We start from the raw sequence: 17,792 nt of genomic DNA, 5'->3' as shown, positions 1-17,792 counted from the left end.
CGCCCCCCTACCCGAAGGCCTTGGTCAGCTGGTTCAGCCGCATGAAGCGGCTGTAGACCACCACCACCAGGCCGAGCAGCACCAGCAGGGTGAAGGACAGCGTCGCGCCCATCGGCCAGTTCAGCTCCGACATCACGGCGTCGTAGATCAGGTTGCCGAACAGGAAGTCGTCGGGGCCGCCGAGGATCAGCGGCGTCACGTAGCTGCCTGCGGTCAGCACGAAAACCAGCAGGCAGCCGGCGGCGAGGCCGGGCAGCGACAGCGGCAGCGTGACCTCCAGAAAGGCCTGCCAGGGCGTGCAGCCGAGGGTGCGGGCGGCCGGCTCGAGGTTGCGGTCGATGCCCTCCAGGCTGACGTACACGTTGAGGATCATGTACGGCAGGAAGACGTGGATGAAGCCGACGACCACCGCGAACTCGTTGTACATCATGTGCAGCGGCTGATCGATCACGCCGAGCCAGAGCAAGAGGGCGTTGATCACCCCCTCGTTGCCCATGATGTGGATCCAGGACAGCGTCCGGATGATGAAGCTGATCCAGAACGGAATGATCAGCAGCAGCAGCAGCAGCCATTTGTGGTGGAAGCGGGTGAAGGCGATGAAGTAGGCGGGCACGTAGCCCATGAGCGCCGCCAGCACCGTGACGATCACCGACAGGCGCAGGGTCTTCCAGATCGCGACATGGTAGTAGCTGTCGGTGAGCAGCTCGTGCCAGTTGCCGAATTGGAAGGCCGGCCGGTCGAGGCCCAGGTCGATGTTCTCGTAGAACGAATAGACCAGGATGAAGGACATCGGCACGACGACCAGCAGGGCGATCGCCGCCAGCGCCGGGGACAGCAGGTACCAGGGCCGCAAATCCTGCTCGCGCGCCTGCGCCATCGGTTTCGGGAACTCCCCCCCTCCGGGACTTCGCCTCCGGGTGGTCCGCTCAACGGACCGCTCGGAAGTATCGCAGGGAGGCGAACTATTGTACAAATTGATATTCTCTATGTTCAACATTGTCTGGAATTATGAAACAGCCGCGTGTCGACCTGTCCGAGAAGTTCGTCGGCGAGCTCGACTGGAACCTGCTGCGGACCTTCGTGGTGATCGTCCAGGAGGGTGGCATCACGGCCGCGGCGCGCCGGCTGCTGCTGCGCCAGCCGACGGTGAGCCTGGCCCTGCAACGCCTGGAGGGCCGGCTCGGCACCCAGCTGATCGAGCGCCGCCGCGGCGTGTTCAGGGTCACCTCCGCTGGCCGCGAGCTCTATCGGGAATGTGCGGAGATCTACGGCAGCATCGCCCGTCTCGCGGACGTCGCCACCACGGCGTCGCGGGAGGTGACCGGTCACGTGCACATCTCGCTCGCCAGCCACGTGACCACGCCGCTGTTCGACGAGACGCTCGCCGCCTTCCACAGGGAGCACCCGGGCGCCACCTATCGGATCAGGATCGAGACCAGCGTGGACGTCGCGCGCAGTGTCCAGGAATCGACCGCCAGCCTGGGCATCTGCCTGGTCAACAAGCGCCTTCCGCAACTCGCCTACGAGGTGATCTACCGCGAGTTCTTCGGCTTCTTCTGCGGTCCGCCGCACCCGCTGTTCGGGCGGTCGGGGCTGTGCCTGGAGGATCTGCGGGGGCGGGCCTCGGTGTCTTTCGACACCGACTACGTCGAGGACGCCCTGCGGCCGGTGGCCCTGCTGCGCCGGCAGTGCGAGCTCGGCCAGCCGGTGGTCGGGCAGTCACCGCACCTGGAGGAGGTCCGGCGGATGATCCTCTGCGGCCTCGGAATTGGGCCCCTGCCGATCCACGTGGTGGAGCGCGACGTTCGCGACGGCCTGCTGTGGCGGCTGCCGCCCTATCGCGATCCGCCGGCGATTGACATCTATCTGGTCACCAATCCCCGGCGCGGACTGAACCGCGCCGAAGCGGGCTTCATCGCCGCGCTGCGCCGCCGCATTTCGGAGACGCCGATTGCCGAACGGACCTATGCGGGACCGGCCACCCCGCTCGGAAAGGTCGGCTGAGCCCCGTCGGGCGGTGTCGTCACGGGAAAGGCACCTCGACGACCGCGTCGCAGGCCGGACCCTCACAGGATCGGCGCAAACAGCCGCGCCAGCGGCGCCCCGTAGCGCAGCCACCAGGGCGTCATGTCGAGCGGCGTCTCGTAGGGGTAGCTGTGGCGGAAGTCGGCCTCCAGCATGTCCTGGACCCGCGCGGCGACGCGCGGGTCGAAGAGGATCGCGGCGATCTCGAAGTTGAGTCGGCAGGAGCGGTTGTCGAGGTTGACCGAGCCGACCGCGGCCAGGTCGTCGTCGACCAGCAGCACCTTCTGGTGCAGGAAGCCGTTGGTGTAGCGCAGCACCGTGATGCCGGCGCCGCGCACCTCGTCGAAGTAGGCGAAAGCGGCGAGCCAGACCAGCAGGTGGTCGCGCCTGTCGGCGACCAGGATGCGCACGTCGACGCCGCGCAGGGCGGCGAGCTTGAGCGCGCTCAGGATGTCGACGTCGGGCACGAAGTAGGGCGAGGCGATCCAGATGCGCCGGCGCGCCGAGCCGATGGCGTTGCAGAAGAACAGGCTGCCGGTCTCCATGGCGTCGGCCGGGCCCGGTGCCACGACCAGGGCGTCGACGTTGGGGGCGGCGCGCTCGGGGTTCCAGTCGAGGTCCAGGGACTCGTCGGTCGCCCAGTGCCAGTCCTCGGCGAAGACCAGCTGGACCTCGGCGACGACCGGCCCCTCCAGCTTGACCTGGGTGTCGCGCCAGTGGCCGAAGCGCGGCGAGCGGCCCAGGTACTCGTCGCCGACGTTGTGGCCGCCGACGAAGGCGACCGTGCCGTCGACCACGACGATCTTGCGGTGGTTGCGGAAGTTGCGCTGGAAGCGGCTGTGCGGCCGCCGCAGGTGGTGGAAGTTCTCGATCGCGACGTCGGCCGCACGCAGCTCCTCGAGGTAGGACCCGGAGAGCGCGCTGCTGCCGAGCGCGTCGTAGAGGATGCGCACCTCGACGCCCTGGGCCGCCTTGGCGACGACCCGCCGCTTCAGCTCCTGGCCGACCGCGTCGTCGCGGATGATGTAGAAGGCGATCAGCACGTAGCGGCGGGCGCGGTCGATCGCCCGGAAGATCGCTTCGAAGGTCGCCTCGCCGTCGATCAGCAGCTCGGCGGCGTTGCCCGAGACCAGCGGCATGCGCGCCATCTGCTCGAAGGCGACGACCCGCCCGAGCGGGCCGTTCGGGTCGTCGGTCGCCGATTCGCGGTGGTAGTGGCGCAGCTGGTCGAGCTTGCGCACCAGCGCGCTCGAGGCGCGGCGCCGCGAGACGTAGCCGGGAAAGCGCGCGTGGCCGAGATAGAGGTAGGCCGGGATCGCGAGGTAGGGGGCCGCGAGCAGGAAGACCGACCAGCCGAGCGCGCCCTGCGGCGTGCGCGCGCTGCGCACCGCCTTGATTACGAAGAACACCGCCGCCAGCTCGAGCAGCGTGGTCAGCAGCGTGCCGAGGGCGCTCAGCACGCCAGGGTCTCCCGCGCCGCCGCGTCCCGGCCGCTCCGCGCGCCCGCCTCGACTGGCAGCAGCGTCGCCCAGACCGGCAGGTGGTCCGAGGCGCGCCGGGCCTCGGCCGAGCGATGCACCCCCGCCGCCGCGACCTGCAGCCCCGGCCCGACGAAGATCCGGTCGAGCGCGGCGAGCGGCGCCGCGCTGTGGAACGAGGCGACCGGCGGCGCCGGCCGGAAGCGCTCGGCCAGCACCGCGACGCTGCCGGCCCGCTCGCTCCACTCGTTGAGGTCGCCGAGCACGACGGTCGGCAGGGCGGGGGCCCCGCCGTCATTCCAGCCGTCGAGCCGCTCGATCAGGGCACGCGCCTGGCGCCGCCGGTCGGCCGGGATCAGGCCCAGGTGCACGCCGGCGACGCGCAGCGCGACGCCCTTGACCTCCAGCTCGGCGACCAGCGCGCCGCGCGGCTCGAAGGACGGCAGGTCGAGCGCCGCGACGCTGCGCACCGCGGCCTCCTCGCGCACCAGGATCGCGTTGCCGTGCCAGCCCAGGCCGTCGCCGCCGCCGGTGCCGCGCGCCTCGAAGGAAACCGGCCGCAGCCCGGTGTGGTAGGGCAGCTCCTCGAGCGACAGGGTCGCCGAGCGCTCGCCGAGGCGGCGGTCGGCCTCCTGCAGCGCCACCACGTCGGCCTCGAGCTCGCCGAGCACGCGCATGATGCGGTCGGGCCGGCGTCGCCAGTCCAGCCCGACGCACTTGCGGATGTTGTAGGTCGCGACGCGGATCGACGGCGGGGAGGTCACTGGCAGGCACGGCCCCGTTGCGGCAGGTGGAACGGAAGCGCCGCAGCCGCGCCCGCGGTTCCAGCTTCCTTCTGCCCCGAAAGCGCGCCCGCCGGCAAGCGCGCGGGCAAGGGGCTTCCGGAACGGCCGGCGCCCGCTGCACGTTACCGGGCGGCCATGAGGATCTTCGGAAAGCCGCCGGTCGAGGCGTTGTGGCGGGGCGTCAGGTGGGGCGACCGCAAGGTGCCGCCGGGCCTGCGCAGCGGCCTCGGCCTGCTGCTCTGCGTCGGCGGCGTCCTGGGCTTCCTGCCGGTGCTCGGCTTCTGGATGCTGCCGCTCGGCCTCGTCCTGATCGCCCTCGACGTGCCGCCGCTGCGCCGCCGCCTGCTGTCCTGGCTCCGCCGCAAGCGCCGCGAGGAGCGGGCGGACTAGCCTGCCTGTCCGCCGGGTCAGGCCCGGCTGCCGACCCGTGCGGGCCCGGCCGCGACCCGGATCGTCCGCGCCTCTGGGAAGTCCAGCACCACCGTCGTGCCCTGCGGCGGCCGGCCGACGAGGGTCAGCCGGCCGCCGTGGGCCTCCATCAGCCGCCGGGCGATCGGCAGGCCGAGCCCGGTGCCCTCGTGGGCGACGTCGTGCGCGTGCTTGAGCTGGACGAAGGGCTCCAGGGCCCTGGAAGCGAGTTCCGGCTCGATGCCGGGACCGCTGTCGGAGATCCGGATCGAGATGCCCGTGCCCGGGTTCCAGTCCGCCTCGACCCGGATCTCGCCGCCCGCGGGCGTGAACTTGACCGCATTGCCGACGATGTTGAGCAGGATCTGGCGCAGCAGCGTCGGGTCGGCACGCAGCCGGGGCAGGTCCGCAGCGAGGCGCGGCTGCAGGGAGATCCGCTTCTCCTCGATCTTCGGCCGCAGCAGGTGGAGCGATGCGCCGACCGCCTCGGCGAGGTCGAGCTCGGCGTCGCGGACCTCGACCTCGCCCGACTCGATGCGCGAGATGTCGAGGATGTCCCTGATCAGCTCGAAGAGGTGCTGCGACGAGCGGTGGATGTCGGCCAGGTAGCTGCGGTAGCGCGGGTTGTCGATCGGGCCGAAGGCCTCGCGCGCCATGATCTGGGTGAAGCCGATGATGGCGTTGAGCGGCGTCCTCAGCTCGTGGCTCATGTTCGAGAGGAACAGCGTCTTGGCGTGGTTCGCCTGCTCGGCGGCGCGCCGGGCGGCGACCGCCTCCTGGCGCGCCCGCTCGATCTGCGCGGCCGACTCGACCAGGGCCTGCTCGTAGCGCACGGTCCAGAGCGCCAGGACCATGCCGACCGCGAAGACCGCCAGCACGCAGCCGACGATGACCCAGAGCCAGCGGGAGCGGGTCGGCCAGCCGTCGCGGGGCGTCGCCTCGACGACCCACGAGCCGCTGGTCAGGTGCACGTCGAGGACGACAGGCGGCCCCTGCAGCGCTGCCGGCGTGCCGAGGAAGGGCTCGCCGTGCAGGCCCTGGCCGTCGCGCCCGTAGATCACCAGGTCGTAGTCCTGCAGGTAGCGGTCGAGGCCGACCTGCTTCAGCAGGGCCGCAAAGTCGATGACCATCGAGGCGATGCCCCACAGCCGGTGCGCCTCGCCGGTGACGCCGGGCAGGAAGATCGGGAAGCGGGCGATCACGCCGGTGCCGCCCTGGACCAGCGGCAGCGGCCCGGCGATGGTGATCTCGTTCTTCGCGATGGCCTCGGCGACCATCGGCCATTGCGCGGCGTTGTCGCGGTAGCGCAGGCCGAGGGCCTTCTCGTTCCCCGCCAGGGGATAGACGTGCGTGATCACGAGGTCGCGGGCCAGGGCGACGTTGCGGACGATGCCGGAGCCGTCCGACATCAGGTACTTCGCGACGCTCTCGAATTCCGCCTGGTCGAGATCCGGGTTGCCGCGGGTGTAGGCGACCAGGCCGCGGACCCGCTGGACGTCGCTGCTCAGCGTGCGCTCCAGGGCGACGCGCAGGACCCCGAGCCTCTCGAGCGCCTCGGAGCGCACGCGGTTGAGGGTGTCCTGATGGGCGACCTGCTCGGCCAGGGCCGCGATCGTGCCGCAGACGAAGACCAGGAAGAGGACGCGGGCGATCGCCTTGCGCCAGATCGGCGAGGTCCTCAGGTCCTGGAGTCTGTCCAGCACAGGTCTCAGACGGGTCATCCACGCGGTTCCCGGCACGCCGGATACGCGCCAGCCGAGTACAGGCTATCCCGTCTGCGCGCCGGGATGCAGCAGATATCGACGCCGAGCGGCGCCGGGCCGGCTTATCCGCCGACGGGAAAGCCGGCCGGCGCCGGGGCGTCGGGCCCGGTCAGCGCCAGCGCCTTGAACAGGTGGCCCATCTGCTTCGGCGCGGTCAGGCGGGCCAGCGCCGCCGCGATCTCCGCCCGCCGGCCCTCGTCGGCGCCGCGCTGCAGGATCGCCGCGCGCTCGCGGATGCCGAGGGCCTCCAGGAAGGCGCCCTGCCCGACCGGCCCCCAGGCCCTGGCGCCGGCGGCCCCGGCAGCGGCGGCGAGGGCGGCGAAGTCGACGTGGGCGGTCAGGTCGGCCTCGCCCGGCGCGTCCAGCGGGTCGGCGGGCCGGGCGCCGCGCAGCGCCTGGAGGGTGTCGCCGGCCTGCGAGGGCGCGTAGCCGTAGTCGAGGATCAGCGCGGCGCCGCCCTGCCGCGCCAGGCGCTCGCCGATCGACGCCGCGAGGCGCTGCCCGGCGGGGCTCACCTCGGCGATCTCGCCGGGCCCGGCGGCCGGCAGGCCGGGCAGGGCGGCCTCGGGCAGCTCCGGGCCGAGGCCCCAGGCGAGGCCGCCGCCGTCCGCCGAGAGGCCGATCTGGCGCTCGGCCCAGCCGCGCGCCGTGCGCTGGAACTGGCGGATCGGCAGGGCGTCGAACAGCTCGTTGGCGACCAGCAGCAGCGGGCCGTCCGGGACCTGCTCGAAGCGCTCCTGCCACTGGACTGCCTGCCCGGCGAGCGCCTGGCGCTGGCGCTCGCGCAGCACCGGGCTGGTCTCGACCAGATGCAGCTCGGCGGCCGTGAGGAAGCCCGGGACCAGGCGCGCGGCGCGCAGCAGGTCGGCCATCAGCGTGCCGCGGCCGGGGCCAAGCTCGACCAGGCGGACGGCCGGCGGGCTGCCCAGGGCCTGCCAGCGCTCGACCAGCCAGAGGCCGAGCAGCTCGCCGAACATCTGGCTGATCTCCGGCGCCGTGGTGAAGTCGCGGGCCAGCGGATCGCGGGTCGCGTAGTAGCCGTGGCGCGGGTGGCCGAGCGCGACGGCCATGTATTCCGCCAGGCTCAGGGGGCCCTGGGCGCGGATCCGCGCGGCCAGCAGCGCCAGCAGGGGCGAGCTCATGGCTGCCGTGGCGGCATCGGCCGCGGCTCCGGGCCTACTTCGCCTTCGCGCCGGCCTTCGCCTCCGCCGCGACCCTCGGCTGCGCCTTCCTGGCCGTGAAGATCAGGTAGAGGCCGATCAGCAGCATCGGCACCGAATAGAGCTGGCCCTGGGTCATGCCGAGGATCAGGCCGACGTCGGTGTCGTACTGGCGGAAGATCTCGCCGACCGAGCGGGCGATGGCGTAGCCGACCAGGAAGGTCCCGGCGCAGCGGCCGTAGCGCTGCAGGGCGCCGCTGCGCATCACGAAGAACAGCACGGTGAAGAGGATGATGCCCTCCATCGTCGCCTCGTAGAGCTGGCTCGGATGGCGCGGGATCGGCCCGGCCTTGGGGAAGATCATCGCCCAGGGCAGGTCGGAGGGCCGGCCCCAGAGCTCGCCGTTGATGAAGTTCGCGATGCGCCCGAGGAACAGGCCGATCGGCGTCGCGCAGGCGACGATGTCCATCAGGCCCAGGAAGGGCAGGCCGCGGTTCCGGCAGAAGAACCAGGCGACGACGATGACGCCGAGCAGGCCGCCGTGAAAGGACATGCCGCCCTTCCAGATCATGAAGGCCTGCAGCGGATGGTCGAAGTAGTAGAAGGGCGCATAGAACAGCACGAAGCCGGTGCGCCCGCCGATGACGACGCCGAGGATCGCCCAGAACAGGAAGTCGTCGAAGGCCTCCTTGCTGATGCCGGCCGGCGAGCGCCGCGGCTCGGTCAGCCAGCGGCAGTAGCGCCAGCCGGCCAGCAGGCCGACGATGTAGGCGAGCGCGTACCAGCGGATCTCGAAGGGGCCGAGCGCGACCGCCACCGGATCGAACTGCGGGAACATCAGGGCGGCGTGCGCGGTCTCTATCACGGTGCTGGCCTCCGGTCGGGGGTGCCGTCAGCGGTCGGGCTCGTCAACGGTAGGGGTCGGGGCTCGCCAAGTAGTCCTGGACGTAGCGCCGCAGGCCCTCCTCGAGGGACAGGGCGTTGGCCTGGAAGCCGGCGGTGCGCAGGCGGTCCATGCGGGCCTCGGTGAAGTACTGGTACTTCTCGCGGATCGCCTCGGGCGTCGGCACGAACGCGATGTCGGGCTCGCGGCCGAGCGCCGCGAAGACGCCGGTCGCGAGATCCAGGAAGGAGCGTGCCTTGCCGCTGCCGACGTTGAACAGGCCGGAGACCTCGGGCTGCCCGGCGAGCCAGAGCATCGCGTCGACGCAGTCGTCGACATGGACGAAGTCGCGCAGCTGGCCGCCGTCGGCGTAGTCCGGGCGGTGCGACTTGAAGAGACGCGCCGCCTCGCCGCGGCCGATCTGCCCGAACAGGTGCCAGGCGACCGAGGCCTGGCCGCCCTTGTGGTACTCGTTGGGGCCGTAGACGTTGAAGAACTTCAGGCCGGCCCAGTGCGGCGGGCTCGGCCAGCCCTCCTCGGTCCGGCGCGCGACCCAGCGGTCGAAGGCGTGCTTGGACCAGCCGTAGGCGTTGAGCGGCCTGAGGCTCGCCAGGTAGCCGCGGTCCAGGCTGTCGTCGAAGCCCTGGGCGCCGTCGCCGTAGGTCGCCGCCGAGGAGGCGTAGATCAGCGGCACGCCGTTCTCGGCGCACCAGGTCCAGAGCTTCTGGCTGAGCAGCAGGTTGTTGGCGACCAGGGCGTCGGCATCGGTCTCGGTGGTGCTGGAGATCGCCCCCATGTGGTAGATCAGGTCGAGCTCGCCGCCGCATTCCTCCAGCCAGGCGTCGAGCGCCTCGGGCCGGATCAGCGCCTCGAGCTCGCGCTTGGCGAGGTTGCGCCACTTGTCGCCCTGGCCGAGCCGGTCGGAGACCGCGACGCGCTCGCCCCGGGCGTCGAGCGCGGCGACCAGGTTGGAGCCGATGAAGCCGGCGCCGCCGGTGACCAGAATCATGGAAGCCTCGTATCGGCGGGGTCGCCGCCCGCTTATAGGTGCTGACCGGTTGAAAGGGAAGGTCGGGGGGCCTTACATCTGGTCGCAGGAGTCACCGTCGGGCCGGGTGCCGGTGATGAAGATCGCAACCCCCCATCCGGTTCCGCACCAGGAGGCGGCCATGCAGACCCAGAACCCCTTCTTCGACGACATCGCCAAGATGATGAGCGGCGCCATGGGCGTCGCCTCGGGCATGCGCGACGAGATGGAGGCGCGCTTCCGCGAGTGGTTCGAGGGCGCCGCCTCGCGCATGGACCTGGTCGGCCGCGAGGAGTTCGAGGCGGTCAAGGCGATGGCCGCCAAGGCGCGCCAGGAGAACGAGGCCCTGGCCAGGCGCGTCGCCGAACTGGAGGCCGCGCTCGCCGGCAGGGCCGCGGCCGGCGCCAAGGCGAGCGCCGCCAAGGCGAGCCGCCCGCGCAAGGCCGCGAAGCCGAAGGCCGCGCCCAAGGGCGGCGCCGCGGCGGACGCCCCCTCCGGGGACTGAGCCGGCAGGCCGCCGGAGGAGGGCCCCCGCCCCCCGATTACACGGCCGTTAAATTTCCACAGGCGATCGCAATTTCGCGCAATCGGTCATTGCGGCGCGGTCGGACAGTGTTGCACGCTAAATCTAGTGGGCGAGCTGTTGCGTTGCAGCACATGTCGATAGTGCACCAAGGCGGCTCCCCCGCTCCTGAGGCTAAGCAGGCCTCGACAGCGCATGGGAGGCAGCCAGCATGGAACTGCTCGCGCAGGAAGCAGTCCTTTCCGACAATCCCCTCGATCTGCTTGAGGAACTGGTCTCCGCGAACGACTGGATCCACGACCGCTCCAGCGATTCGGAGCTGGTCGCCCAGGTCTCCGGGCAATGGTGCGACTACCACATCTGCAGCGTCTGGCAGTCCGACCTCGGCGCCATGTACATCTCCTGCCAGCTCGACGTGCGTGTGCCGGCTGCCAAGCGGGCGGCGGTGCACGAGCTGCTGGCGCTGGCCAACGAGCGGCTCTGGCTCGGCCACTTCGATCTCGCGAGCGAGGAGGGCGCGCTCGTGTTCCGCCACACCATCCCCCTGCGCGGCGCCCGCGGCATCGCCGTCGAGCAGCTCGAGGACACGGTCGACACCGCGCTCCTGGAGTGCGACCGGGTCTACCCGGCCCTGCAGATGGTGATCTGGGGCAACCAGCCGGTCGGCGAGGCGATCGCCGCGGCGATGATGGACACGGTCGGAGAGGCCTAGTCCGCAGCTTCCCCGGGGCCACTCGCTCCTCGCCCGCCGCGCGCGGGCGAGGAGCGATGCCCGCGCCGAGGTCGGCCATGGGCATCGGGCCGGCGTCTGCGGTAGTCTCCCGACCGTCCATGGCCAGAGACGCGTTCGGAGGCGCCCGGAAGAGCCCATGTCCAGCGAAGAGACGTCAGAGAAGATCACCGGTCCGCTGCTGCTGATCGGCTGCGGCAAGATGGGCGGCGCGCTGCTGTCCGGCTGGCTCGAGGGCGGTACGCCCGCCGAGCGGGTGCACATCGTCGAGCCGAGCATGGAGTCGGTCGCCGGCTTCATCGGCCAGGGCGCCCACCACCACCGCGCGGTGCGCGACCTGCCGGCCGACCTGGTGCCGCAGGTCGTGCTGTTCGCGGTCAAGCCGCAGATGATGAACGAGGCGCTGGCCGACCTGCCGGCCTGGCCGGCCGCCGGCACGGTCCATCTCTCGATCGCGGCAGGCAAGACCCTGGGCTACTTCCGGGAGCGGCTGGGCGCCGAGGCGGCGGTGGTGCGTGCCATGCCGAACACGCCGGCGGCGATCGGCCGCGGCATGTCGGTGCTGGTCGCCGATGACCGGGTCGATGCCGCGCAGCGCGACCTCTGCACCGCCCTGATGCTGGCGGTCGGCGAGGTCGACTGGGTCGCCAGCGAGGCGCTGATCGACGTCGTCACGGCGCTGTCGGGCGGCGGCCCCGCCTACGTCTTCCTGCTGGTCGAGACGCTGGCCAGGGCCGGCGTCGCGTCCGGCCTGCCCGAGCCGCTGGCCGAGCGCCTGGCGCGGGTCACGGTCGCCGGCTCCGGCGAGCTGCTGCACCGCTCGCACGAGGCGCCCGAGATCCTGCGGCGCAACGTCACCAGCCCCGGCGGCACGACGCTGGAGGCGCTGAAGGTGCTGATGGCCGACGACGGCATCCAGCCGCTGTTCGACCGGGCGATCGCCGCGGCGACCCGGCGCAGCCGGGAGCTGGCCCAGTGAAGGCGGGGGTGAACGCGGGGACGAGCGACAGCCCGGGCGAGGCGGCGGCCGCGCCGCTGAAGGCGAGCGCCCGGCGGGTCCAGGAAGCGCTGGCCGGCAGGGGCCTCGACTTCGAGGTGCGCGAGTTCCCGGCCAGCACGCGGACCTCGGCCGAGGCGGCGGCGGCGATCGGCTGCTCGGTCGGCCAGATCGCCAAGTCCCTGATCTTCCGGGGCAAGGCCAGCGGCCGGCCGGTGCTGGTCGTGGCCAGCGGCAGCAACCGGGTCGACGAGAAGAAGGTCGCCGCGGCGATCGGCGAGGCGATCGGCCGGGCCGATGCCGAGTTCGTGCGCGCACGCACCGGCTTCGCGATCGGCGGCGTGCCGCCGCTCGGCCACCTGGAGCCGCCGCTGGTCGTCCTCGACGAGGACCTCAAGGCCTACGACGAGATCTGGGCGGCGGCCGGCACGCCCAACGCGGTGTTCCGCCTGACCCCGGCCGACCTGCCGGCGGTCGCCGGCGGCGCCTTCGCCGAGGTCCGCCAGGGCTAGCCGCGCGGCAGCCGCCGGGACGCGCGCTGGAACCTCCTGATTTCCAGACCCATTTAGGATAGCAACCAGGAGGTTCGTCATGGCGACCAGGAAGCCCAGGACCGACCCGGAGCAGGCGGCGATCGAGGCTGCCCTGAAGCTGGCCGCCGAGCGCGGCTGGCGCGCGCTCGGCCTCGCCGACATCGCCGAGGCGGCCGGCCTCTCCCTGGCCGAGCTCCATCCGCGCCTCGGCTCCAAGCAGGCGCTGCTCGACGCCTTCGCCCGGCGCGTCGACGCCGAGGTGCTGGCCGAGGCGGCGCCCGATGCCGGAGAGAGTGCGCGAGACCGGCTGTTCGACGTGCTGATGCGCCGCTTCGACGCCCTGCAGCCGCACCGGCTCGCGCTCGGCAACATCCTGCAGGACCAGCTGCGCGCGCCGGGCGAGGCGCTCTGCAGCCTGGCCCAGCTCGGCCGCTCCATGGCCTGGATGCTGGCCGCCGCCGGCATCCCGAGCGAGGGCCTGGCCGGGCTGCTGCGCGTCAAGGGCCTGGCCGCGATCTATCTCGCGACCCTGCGAGTGTTCCTGCGCGACGACAGCGCGGACCTCTCGAAGACCATGGCGGCGCTGGACGGCTACCTGCGCCGGGTCGAGTGGCTGGCCGGGCGCCTGCAGCGGCGCCGGGGCCGGCGTTCCGGCGCGGAGTCCGATCCCGCCAGCGATCCCGCCACCGGCCCCTCGAAGGCCTGAGGCGACCGGACGCGCCGCGGCCGCTTCGACCTCGGCGCGCGATCGGAGTAGAGTCCCGCACGCTCGGTGCCCGCCCGGTTCCCGCTCCGGTGTTCACGCGGTCCGCGATGTATGTTGCAGTGCAAAAATTTCTCTTGATTCGAGCAGCGCGGGTGCCCATAACCGTGGCATTGTGCAGTGCAGCATAGCGATGCAGCACAACCGCGCCGCCGAAGTCGCATCGGCCGCGCGCAACGGCGGAAAGACTCAAGGAGACGCACCATGACCAAGACCGGCAATCCCTTCCTCGACATGGACTTCACCCAGTTCTCGGACTTCAAGAAGTGGTCCGAGCAGTTCCAGGTCCCGGGCCTCGACATGCAGGCGATGATGGAAGCCCAGCGCAAGAACCTCGAGGCGATCGGCCAGGCCAACAAGATCGCGGTCGAGGGTGCCCAGGCCCTGGCCCAGCGCCAGATGGAGATCCTGCGCTCGACCATGGAGGAGGCCTCCAAGGTGATGAGCGACCTGGCTGCCTCCGGCACCCCCGAGGAGCGCATGGCCAAGCAGGCCGACGTCGTGCGCGAGGCCTTCGAGCGCGCCATCTCCAACATGCGTGAGCTGGCCGAGCTCGGCGCCAAGTCGAACACCGAGGCGCTCGACACGATCAACAAGCGGATCTCCGAGTCGCTCGACGAGATCAAGGGCATGATCTCCGATCTGCAGTCTTCCGCGAAGAAGGCGAAGAAGTAGCCCCCGCCTTCCGGACGGGCGCTTTCGAAAGGCCGCCGGCATCCGCTGGCGGCCTTTTGCTTTTCCGCGGCGGCCCCGCTAGCTTCGCGCTCGACCGGCAGGGCGAGAGCAGGGAAGGGCAGGGCATGGCCGAGGCTTCAGCACCGATCAGCTACGACGACTTCGCGCGGGTCGACATCCGCGTCGGGACGATCGTCCAGGCCGAGCCCTTTCCCGAGGCGCGCCGTCCGGCCTTCAAGCTGTGGGTCGACTTCGGCGAGGCGATCGGCGTGCGCAAGACCTCGGCGCAGGTCACCAAGCACTACCAGCTGGAGCAGCTGACGGGCCGCCAGGTCGCCGCGGTCGTCAACTTCCCGCCCAAGCAGATCGGTCCCTTCATGAGCGAGATCCTGGTGCTCGGCTTTCCCGACGAGGAGGGCGGCGTCGTCATGATCGGCCCCGACAAGCCGGTGCCGAACGGCGGCAAGCTGTTCTGAGGCCGGCCCGGCCCGAAGGCTCCAACGGTTCTAGAGCAGATCGTGACCTGAAGGAATCGCGTCGCGATCCTGCAGGTCACGTGAATCTGCTCTATCTCTATGATTCCAGACCGGATTCACGTGATCGATCGGAACCCGAGCGGTTCCGATCGATCACGATCCGGTCTAGAGCGCCGGGCTTCCCGTGCGCTCCAGCACGCAGTCGCGCGGGAAGGTCACCGAGATCCGCGTCCCGTCGCCCGGCGCGGTCTCGAACTGCAGGCGGGCACCGTGCAGGTTGGCGATGCGGTCGACGATCGCGAGGCCGAGGCCGGTGCCTGTCTCGCCGGCGACGTAGGAGTTGTCGAGACCGCGGGCGAAGGGCTTGCGCAGCTGCTCCAGCTTCTCCGGCTCCATGCCGATGCCGGTGTCGGCGACGCGGAACAGCGGCTCGCCGTCCGCCGTCGTCGCCACCTGCAGCGAGACCGAGCCGCCCGGCGGCGTGTAGGCCAGGGCGTTGCGCAGGAGGTTGGCCAGCAGCATGCGCACCTTCGGGGCGTCGACCAGCGCGGTGACCCCGCTGTCGGCCTCGACCTCGAGCTTGAGCCCGCGCCGGGTCGCCTGCAGGCGCTGCTCCTCGGCGGCCTCGACCGCCAGGCGGTCGAACTCGGCCGGCGCCGGATGCAGCTCCATCGTGCCGAACTCCAGCGCCGAGGCGTCGAGCAGGTTCTCGACCAGCTCGAGCATGCGCCGGTTGCTGCGGCCGATCAGCTGGGCGTACTCGCGGTACTTGGCGACGCCGACCGGGCCGAGCAGCTCGCGCTCGATAATCTCCGCGAAGCCGCCGATCGCGTTGAGCGGCGTCCTCAGCTCGTGGCTCATGCTGGCCAGGAACAGCGTCTTGGCGCGGTCGGAGCGGCGTGCCTCCTCCAGCAGCCGCAGGTTCTCCAGGCGCTGGCGGTCCAGCTCGGCCAGGGCCCGCTCGACCGCCCGCTCGGTCTGCGCCAGCTCGGAGAAGCCGCGCGCGGGCGCGGTGCCGCCGGCCTTCGGCGTGCGCCCGAGCACGCGGTCGGCGAGGGCGCGCAGCCGCTCGAAGCGGCGGTCGATGAGCCGCCACAGCAGCACGCCGGCCAGGCACCAGATCAGGGTCAGGCCCAGGCTGAGCAGGATCACCATGCGCGACAGCTCGCCGAACCAGCCGAACAGGTCGTGGTCGGGGACCACCGCGCCGATCGTCCAGTCGCCCTGGCGCGTCGGCAGGCGCCGGGCCACGACGAAGTAGTCGCGCCCGTCCCTGCCCTCGACCTCGACAGGGTCCTGGAAGCTGTCGTCGCCGGCGACCAGGCGATCGGCGAGCGGGCCGAGCGCCGGATCCCCGAGCGTGCCGACCGGCGCCAGCGGCGGAGCCGAGTGGTCGCCGCCGACGAGGGCGGGGTGGCTGATCGCGCGGCCGTAGGGGTCGAGCAGGAAGGCGTAGCCGGTCTCGCCGACGGTCAGCCTGTCGACGAAGGACTGCAGCGAGCCCAGCGAGATGTCGGCGCCGACGACGCCCAGGATGCTGCCCTTCGCATCGTCGACGCGGGTCGCCGTGCTGATCCCCGGTGTGCCGGCGGTGTAGAACAGGTAGGGCTGGGTCCAGACCACGCCATCGGCGCGCAGCGCGAGCTGGAACCAGGGCCGGCGCCGCGGATCGAAGGGCTGCCTGAGGTCGAGCTCGGTCTCCGAGAACAGGCTGAAGTCCGGATTGCGCAGGCGGACGACCGAGCGGCGGCCGCCGTCGGCGGCGACCATCGAGCGCGAGAAGAAGCCGCCGTTGCGGCCGAGCCCCGGTGCCTCGCGGGTCACGAAGGTGAAGTCGCCGGTGCGGGTGCCGTAGTAGACGCCGGTGATCTCCGGGTTGGCCTTCAGGACCTCGAAGAAGTAGCGCTCGAGCTGCGGCAGCTGCTCGGTGCGCACGACCTCCGCCTCGGCCAGGCCGCGGGTCAGCAGGGCGACCCGCGACAGGCGCTCGAGGAAGCCGACCGCCTGGTTGGTGACGTCGGTGACCGTGCCGGCCATGGCGATGCGGGCGTAGTCGCGCTGCCGCTCGGCGGCGAAGCGGCCCGCGGCCAACAGGAAGACGCAGGTCACCGCCACGTGGATGGTGACCAGGCTGCCGATGATCAGCACGCGCAGGGAGCGAATTCGCATGCGGTCCCGTGCAAGCTTCTGCATTGGCTGCACGCGGGACGCGAGCTGCCAGCCCGACCAAATCCTAGTGACGCACGGGCCGATTAAGGAATGCTGTAGATCAGTCCGGTCATGACCTGCGCTTTCGACCGGATCGATCTCCCGCGCAAATCATGACCGATTCCAATGCCCTGGGGGGAGTTTCGCCGGTCACGCCGATTTACCGCGACCGGATCGCCCCCGTGCGCCTTCAGCCGCCGGCCAGGGCCGCCACGGCCAACCGCTGGGTGTCGACCGCCCGCTCCCAGATGTCGCGCTTCCAGCTGTCGGTGTCGCCGTAGAAGGCGTTGCGGATCCGCGCCTTGACCTCGCGGCCGAGCGGCGTCGCCGGGTTGCCGCGGCCGTGCAGCCAGTTGTCCGCGCGCAGCGCCTCCAGGATCTCGGGCACCGGCTCGGTGCCGTACTCGAGCGCGATCATGCCGAGCTCGAGGTCCGGGAAGCGGCGCTCGATGCCGCCGCAGTTGGTGCCCTGCAGCACCGCCGAGGTCGAGGTGCCGGCCGCCGGGTTGGTGAAGTCGCCCTGGTACCACTCGGCGACCCGCGCCTCGGCGGTGGAGCCCGGCGCATGCACCGTGATGCGCTCGCCGTAGCCGTAGGGGCCGAGGCCGGTGTGGTAGTCGATGATCGCGACGCGCCGCGCGCCGGCCAGCTCGCGTTCCAGGACGGAGAGCAGGGTGCGGTGCGACCAGGTCGGCTGCCGGCCGCCGTAGAACAGGCCGTCGGGGTGCCTGTACTGGCCGCCCGAGATCGCCTGCTGCACGGCGAGCGGCCCGTGCGCCTCGGCGAAGCGTTCCTCCGCCGCCTCGGCCGCCGCGACGCTCTCCTCGGTCCAGTCCTCGGGATAGAGCACGGGATGCAGCTCGTCGTAGCCCGGGTTTTCCGGCAGCGGCTGGTCGAAGTGGAGGAAGTTGCGGTTGAGGTCGACGTTGTCCTCGGTGACCCGGCGGTTCCAGGCGAAGCCGTAGGGGTTGATGGCGTGGATCACGACCTGGGCGACGCCCTCCGGCACCTCGCGCCACAGTCCGCTCTGCAGCCAGCCGACCTGGACGCCGGAGCCGCAGTAGCCCTCGACGCCGTGGGTCCCGGAGATCGACACCAGCACCCGCTCGGCATCGGCCGGGCCGATGCGCAGCACGTCGGTCGCGAGGGTCTCGCCCGACGGACCGGCGGTCGGATTGACCTCGGCCGCGGCTGTGGCGCCGATGCCCTGGACGGCCTCGAGGAAGCGGCTGCGCGCCTCCCGGTAGTTGGCGGAGAAGTAGGCGCTGGGCTGCATCGGCGGTCGGGCTCCTTGACGAAGACGTGAGGGACGACTCCGGCCGGCCCGCTTGGCGGACCGGCCGTCGCGCTCCATACTC

At 71.5% G+C, this 17,792-nt stretch carries 18 protein-coding genes; 9 read left to right on the top strand and 9 right to left on the bottom strand.

Annotated elements, in window-relative coordinates; all coding sequences use genetic code 11:
* Window positions 1-7 precede the first annotated feature (7 nt).
* Window positions 8-877: an ABC transporter permease gene (locus tag B9O00_RS18465; RefSeq protein WP_085124177.1), complete on the bottom strand. Its 870-nt coding sequence runs from the start codon at window positions 875-877 to the stop codon at window positions 8-10.
* Between the two features lie 131 nt (window positions 878-1,008).
* Here B9O00_RS18465 and B9O00_RS18460 point away from each other — a divergent pair, with 131 nt between their 5' ends.
* Entirely contained in the window at window positions 1,009-2,004 is a 996-nt protein-coding gene (locus B9O00_RS18460) for a LysR family transcriptional regulator (protein ID WP_085124176.1), read from the top strand.
* Between the two features lie 62 nt (window positions 2,005-2,066).
* Here the strand turns inward: B9O00_RS18460 and cls are convergent, their stop codons facing one another.
* Both cls and B9O00_RS18450 read right to left on the bottom strand, forming a co-directional pair.
* Complete coding sequence (gene cls, locus B9O00_RS18455) at window positions 2,067-3,485, bottom strand: cardiolipin synthase (protein ID WP_085124175.1); 1,419 nt, start codon at window positions 3,483-3,485, stop codon at window positions 2,067-2,069.
* Window positions 3,479-4,267, bottom strand: a complete 789-nt coding sequence (locus tag B9O00_RS18450; protein WP_085124174.1) for an endonuclease/exonuclease/phosphatase family protein — start codon at window positions 4,265-4,267, stop codon at window positions 3,479-3,481. The genes cls and B9O00_RS18450 overlap by 7 nt, the downstream gene beginning before the upstream one ends.
* Before the next feature lie 156 nt (window positions 4,268-4,423).
* Between B9O00_RS18450 and B9O00_RS18445 the strand changes: the two genes are divergently transcribed.
* Window positions 4,424-4,678: a hypothetical protein gene (locus tag B9O00_RS18445; RefSeq protein WP_085124173.1), complete on the top strand. Its 255-nt coding sequence runs from the start codon at window positions 4,424-4,426 to the stop codon at window positions 4,676-4,678.
* Between the two features lie 17 nt (window positions 4,679-4,695).
* On the opposite strand, the gene B9O00_RS18440 is transcribed toward B9O00_RS18445, so the two are convergent.
* The 4 genes from B9O00_RS18440 to rfaD all read right to left on the bottom strand — a co-directional run bounded on the left by B9O00_RS18440 (window position 4,696) and on the right by rfaD (window position 9,511).
* On the bottom strand, window positions 4,696-6,417 hold the full coding sequence (locus B9O00_RS18440) for a sensor histidine kinase (protein ID WP_085124172.1): 1,722 nt from the start codon (window positions 6,415-6,417) through the stop codon (window positions 4,696-4,698).
* Window positions 6,418-6,521: 104 nt separating this feature from the next.
* Complete coding sequence (locus B9O00_RS18435) at window positions 6,522-7,601, bottom strand: class I SAM-dependent methyltransferase (RefSeq protein ID WP_085124171.1); 1,080 nt, start codon at window positions 7,599-7,601, stop codon at window positions 6,522-6,524.
* A gap of 34 nt (window positions 7,602-7,635) precedes the next feature.
* The gene (gene lgt, locus B9O00_RS18430; protein ID WP_085124234.1) at window positions 7,636-8,457 is read right to left on the bottom strand and encodes a prolipoprotein diacylglyceryl transferase; all 822 of its coding nucleotides are present in this window, start codon (window positions 8,455-8,457) and stop codon (window positions 7,636-7,638) included.
* Between the two features lie 70 nt (window positions 8,458-8,527).
* Complete coding sequence (gene rfaD, locus B9O00_RS18425) at window positions 8,528-9,511, bottom strand: ADP-glyceromanno-heptose 6-epimerase (RefSeq protein ID WP_085124170.1); 984 nt, start codon at window positions 9,509-9,511, stop codon at window positions 8,528-8,530.
* Window positions 9,512-9,626: 115 nt separating this feature from the next.
* Here rfaD and B9O00_RS18420 point away from each other — a divergent pair, with 115 nt between their 5' ends.
* The 7 genes from B9O00_RS18420 (at window position 9,627) to B9O00_RS18390 (ending at window position 14,226) form a co-directional block, all read left to right on the top strand.
* Window positions 9,627-10,034 (top strand): accessory factor UbiK family protein, encoded by a 408-nt coding sequence (locus B9O00_RS18420; protein WP_322111241.1) that lies wholly within the window; start codon window positions 9,627-9,629, stop codon window positions 10,032-10,034.
* Window positions 10,035-10,263: 229 nt separating this feature from the next.
* Entirely contained in the window at window positions 10,264-10,764 is a 501-nt protein-coding gene (locus tag B9O00_RS18415) for a type III secretion system chaperone family protein (protein ID WP_085124169.1), read from the top strand.
* Window positions 10,765-10,921: 157 nt separating this feature from the next.
* Window positions 10,922-11,761 (top strand): pyrroline-5-carboxylate reductase, encoded by an 840-nt coding sequence (gene proC / locus B9O00_RS18410; RefSeq protein WP_085124168.1) that lies wholly within the window; start codon window positions 10,922-10,924, stop codon window positions 11,759-11,761.
* A gap of 8 nt (window positions 11,762-11,769) precedes the next feature.
* A complete protein-coding gene (locus B9O00_RS18405; protein WP_085124232.1) occupies window positions 11,770-12,291 on the top strand; it encodes a YbaK/EbsC family protein in 522 nt (173 codons plus the stop codon).
* Window positions 12,292-12,370: 79 nt separating this feature from the next.
* Window positions 12,371-13,018, top strand: a complete 648-nt coding sequence (locus tag B9O00_RS18400) for a TetR/AcrR family transcriptional regulator (RefSeq protein WP_085124167.1) — start codon at window positions 12,371-12,373, stop codon at window positions 13,016-13,018.
* Window positions 13,019-13,279: 261 nt separating this feature from the next.
* Window positions 13,280-13,750, top strand: coding sequence for a phasin family protein (locus B9O00_RS18395; RefSeq protein ID WP_085124166.1), 471 nt, complete (start codon window positions 13,280-13,282; stop codon window positions 13,748-13,750).
* A 125-nt stretch (window positions 13,751-13,875) separates the two neighbouring features.
* Complete coding sequence (locus tag B9O00_RS18390) at window positions 13,876-14,226, top strand: tRNA-binding protein (RefSeq protein WP_085124165.1); 351 nt, start codon at window positions 13,876-13,878, stop codon at window positions 14,224-14,226.
* Window positions 14,227-14,391: 165 nt separating this feature from the next.
* Here B9O00_RS18390 and B9O00_RS18385 read toward each other — a convergent pair whose 3' ends face one another.
* Window positions 14,392-16,395: a sensor histidine kinase gene (locus B9O00_RS18385; protein WP_159460254.1), complete on the bottom strand. Its 2,004-nt coding sequence runs from the start codon at window positions 16,393-16,395 to the stop codon at window positions 14,392-14,394.
* Window positions 16,396-16,624: 229 nt separating this feature from the next.
* Window positions 16,625-17,710 carry a M14 family metallopeptidase gene (locus tag B9O00_RS18380; RefSeq protein WP_085124163.1) on the bottom strand — a complete coding sequence of 362 codons (1,086 nt, stop codon included), beginning with the start codon at window positions 17,708-17,710 and terminating at the stop codon, window positions 16,625-16,627.
* Window positions 17,711-17,792 lie beyond the last annotated feature (82 nt).

Origin of the sequence: Tistlia consotensis USBA 355 (genome assembly GCF_900177295.1) — a bacterium.
GTDB classification, from domain to species: Bacteria; Pseudomonadota; Alphaproteobacteria; order Kiloniellales; family DSM-21159; genus Tistlia; species Tistlia consotensis.
Note: the sequence above shows the minus strand (reverse complement) of the source record. Positions and strands in the feature narration are given on the sequence as shown.

What these genes read in the sequence shown, in the direction of transcription:
- B9O00_RS18465 (WP_085124177.1), bottom strand. Translation starts at nt 877, where the DNA reads ATGGCGCAGGCGCGCGAGCAGGATTTGCGGCCCTGGTACCTGCTGTCC.
- B9O00_RS18460 (WP_085124176.1), top strand. Translation starts at nt 1,009, where the DNA reads ATGAAACAGCCGCGTGTCGACCTGTCCGAGAAGTTCGTCGGCGAGCTC.
- B9O00_RS18445 (WP_085124173.1), top strand. Translation starts at nt 4,424, where the DNA reads ATGAGGATCTTCGGAAAGCCGCCGGTCGAGGCGTTGTGGCGGGGCGTC.
- B9O00_RS18440 (WP_085124172.1), bottom strand. Translation starts at nt 6,417, where the DNA reads ATGACCCGTCTGAGACCTGTGCTGGACAGACTCCAGGACCTGAGGACC.
- B9O00_RS18435 (WP_085124171.1), bottom strand. Translation starts at nt 7,601, where the DNA reads ATGAGCTCGCCCCTGCTGGCGCTGCTGGCCGCGCGGATCCGCGCCCAG.
- lgt (WP_085124234.1), bottom strand. Translation starts at nt 8,457, where the DNA reads ATGTTCCCGCAGTTCGATCCGGTGGCGGTCGCGCTCGGCCCCTTCGAG.
- rfaD (WP_085124170.1), bottom strand. Translation starts at nt 9,511, where the DNA reads ATGATTCTGGTCACCGGCGGCGCCGGCTTCATCGGCTCCAACCTGGTC.
- B9O00_RS18420 (WP_322111241.1), top strand. Translation starts at nt 9,627, where the DNA reads ATGAAGATCGCAACCCCCCATCCGGTTCCGCACCAGGAGGCGGCCATG.
- B9O00_RS18415 (WP_085124169.1), top strand. Translation starts at nt 10,264, where the DNA reads ATGGAACTGCTCGCGCAGGAAGCAGTCCTTTCCGACAATCCCCTCGAT.
- proC (WP_085124168.1), top strand. Translation starts at nt 10,922, where the DNA reads ATGTCCAGCGAAGAGACGTCAGAGAAGATCACCGGTCCGCTGCTGCTG.
- B9O00_RS18400 (WP_085124167.1), top strand. Translation starts at nt 12,371, where the DNA reads ATGGCGACCAGGAAGCCCAGGACCGACCCGGAGCAGGCGGCGATCGAG.
- B9O00_RS18395 (WP_085124166.1), top strand. Translation starts at nt 13,280, where the DNA reads ATGACCAAGACCGGCAATCCCTTCCTCGACATGGACTTCACCCAGTTC.
- B9O00_RS18390 (WP_085124165.1), top strand. Translation starts at nt 13,876, where the DNA reads ATGGCCGAGGCTTCAGCACCGATCAGCTACGACGACTTCGCGCGGGTC.
- B9O00_RS18385 (WP_159460254.1), bottom strand. Translation starts at nt 16,395, where the DNA reads ATGCGAATTCGCTCCCTGCGCGTGCTGATCATCGGCAGCCTGGTCACC.
- B9O00_RS18380 (WP_085124163.1), bottom strand. Translation starts at nt 17,710, where the DNA reads ATGCAGCCCAGCGCCTACTTCTCCGCCAACTACCGGGAGGCGCGCAGC.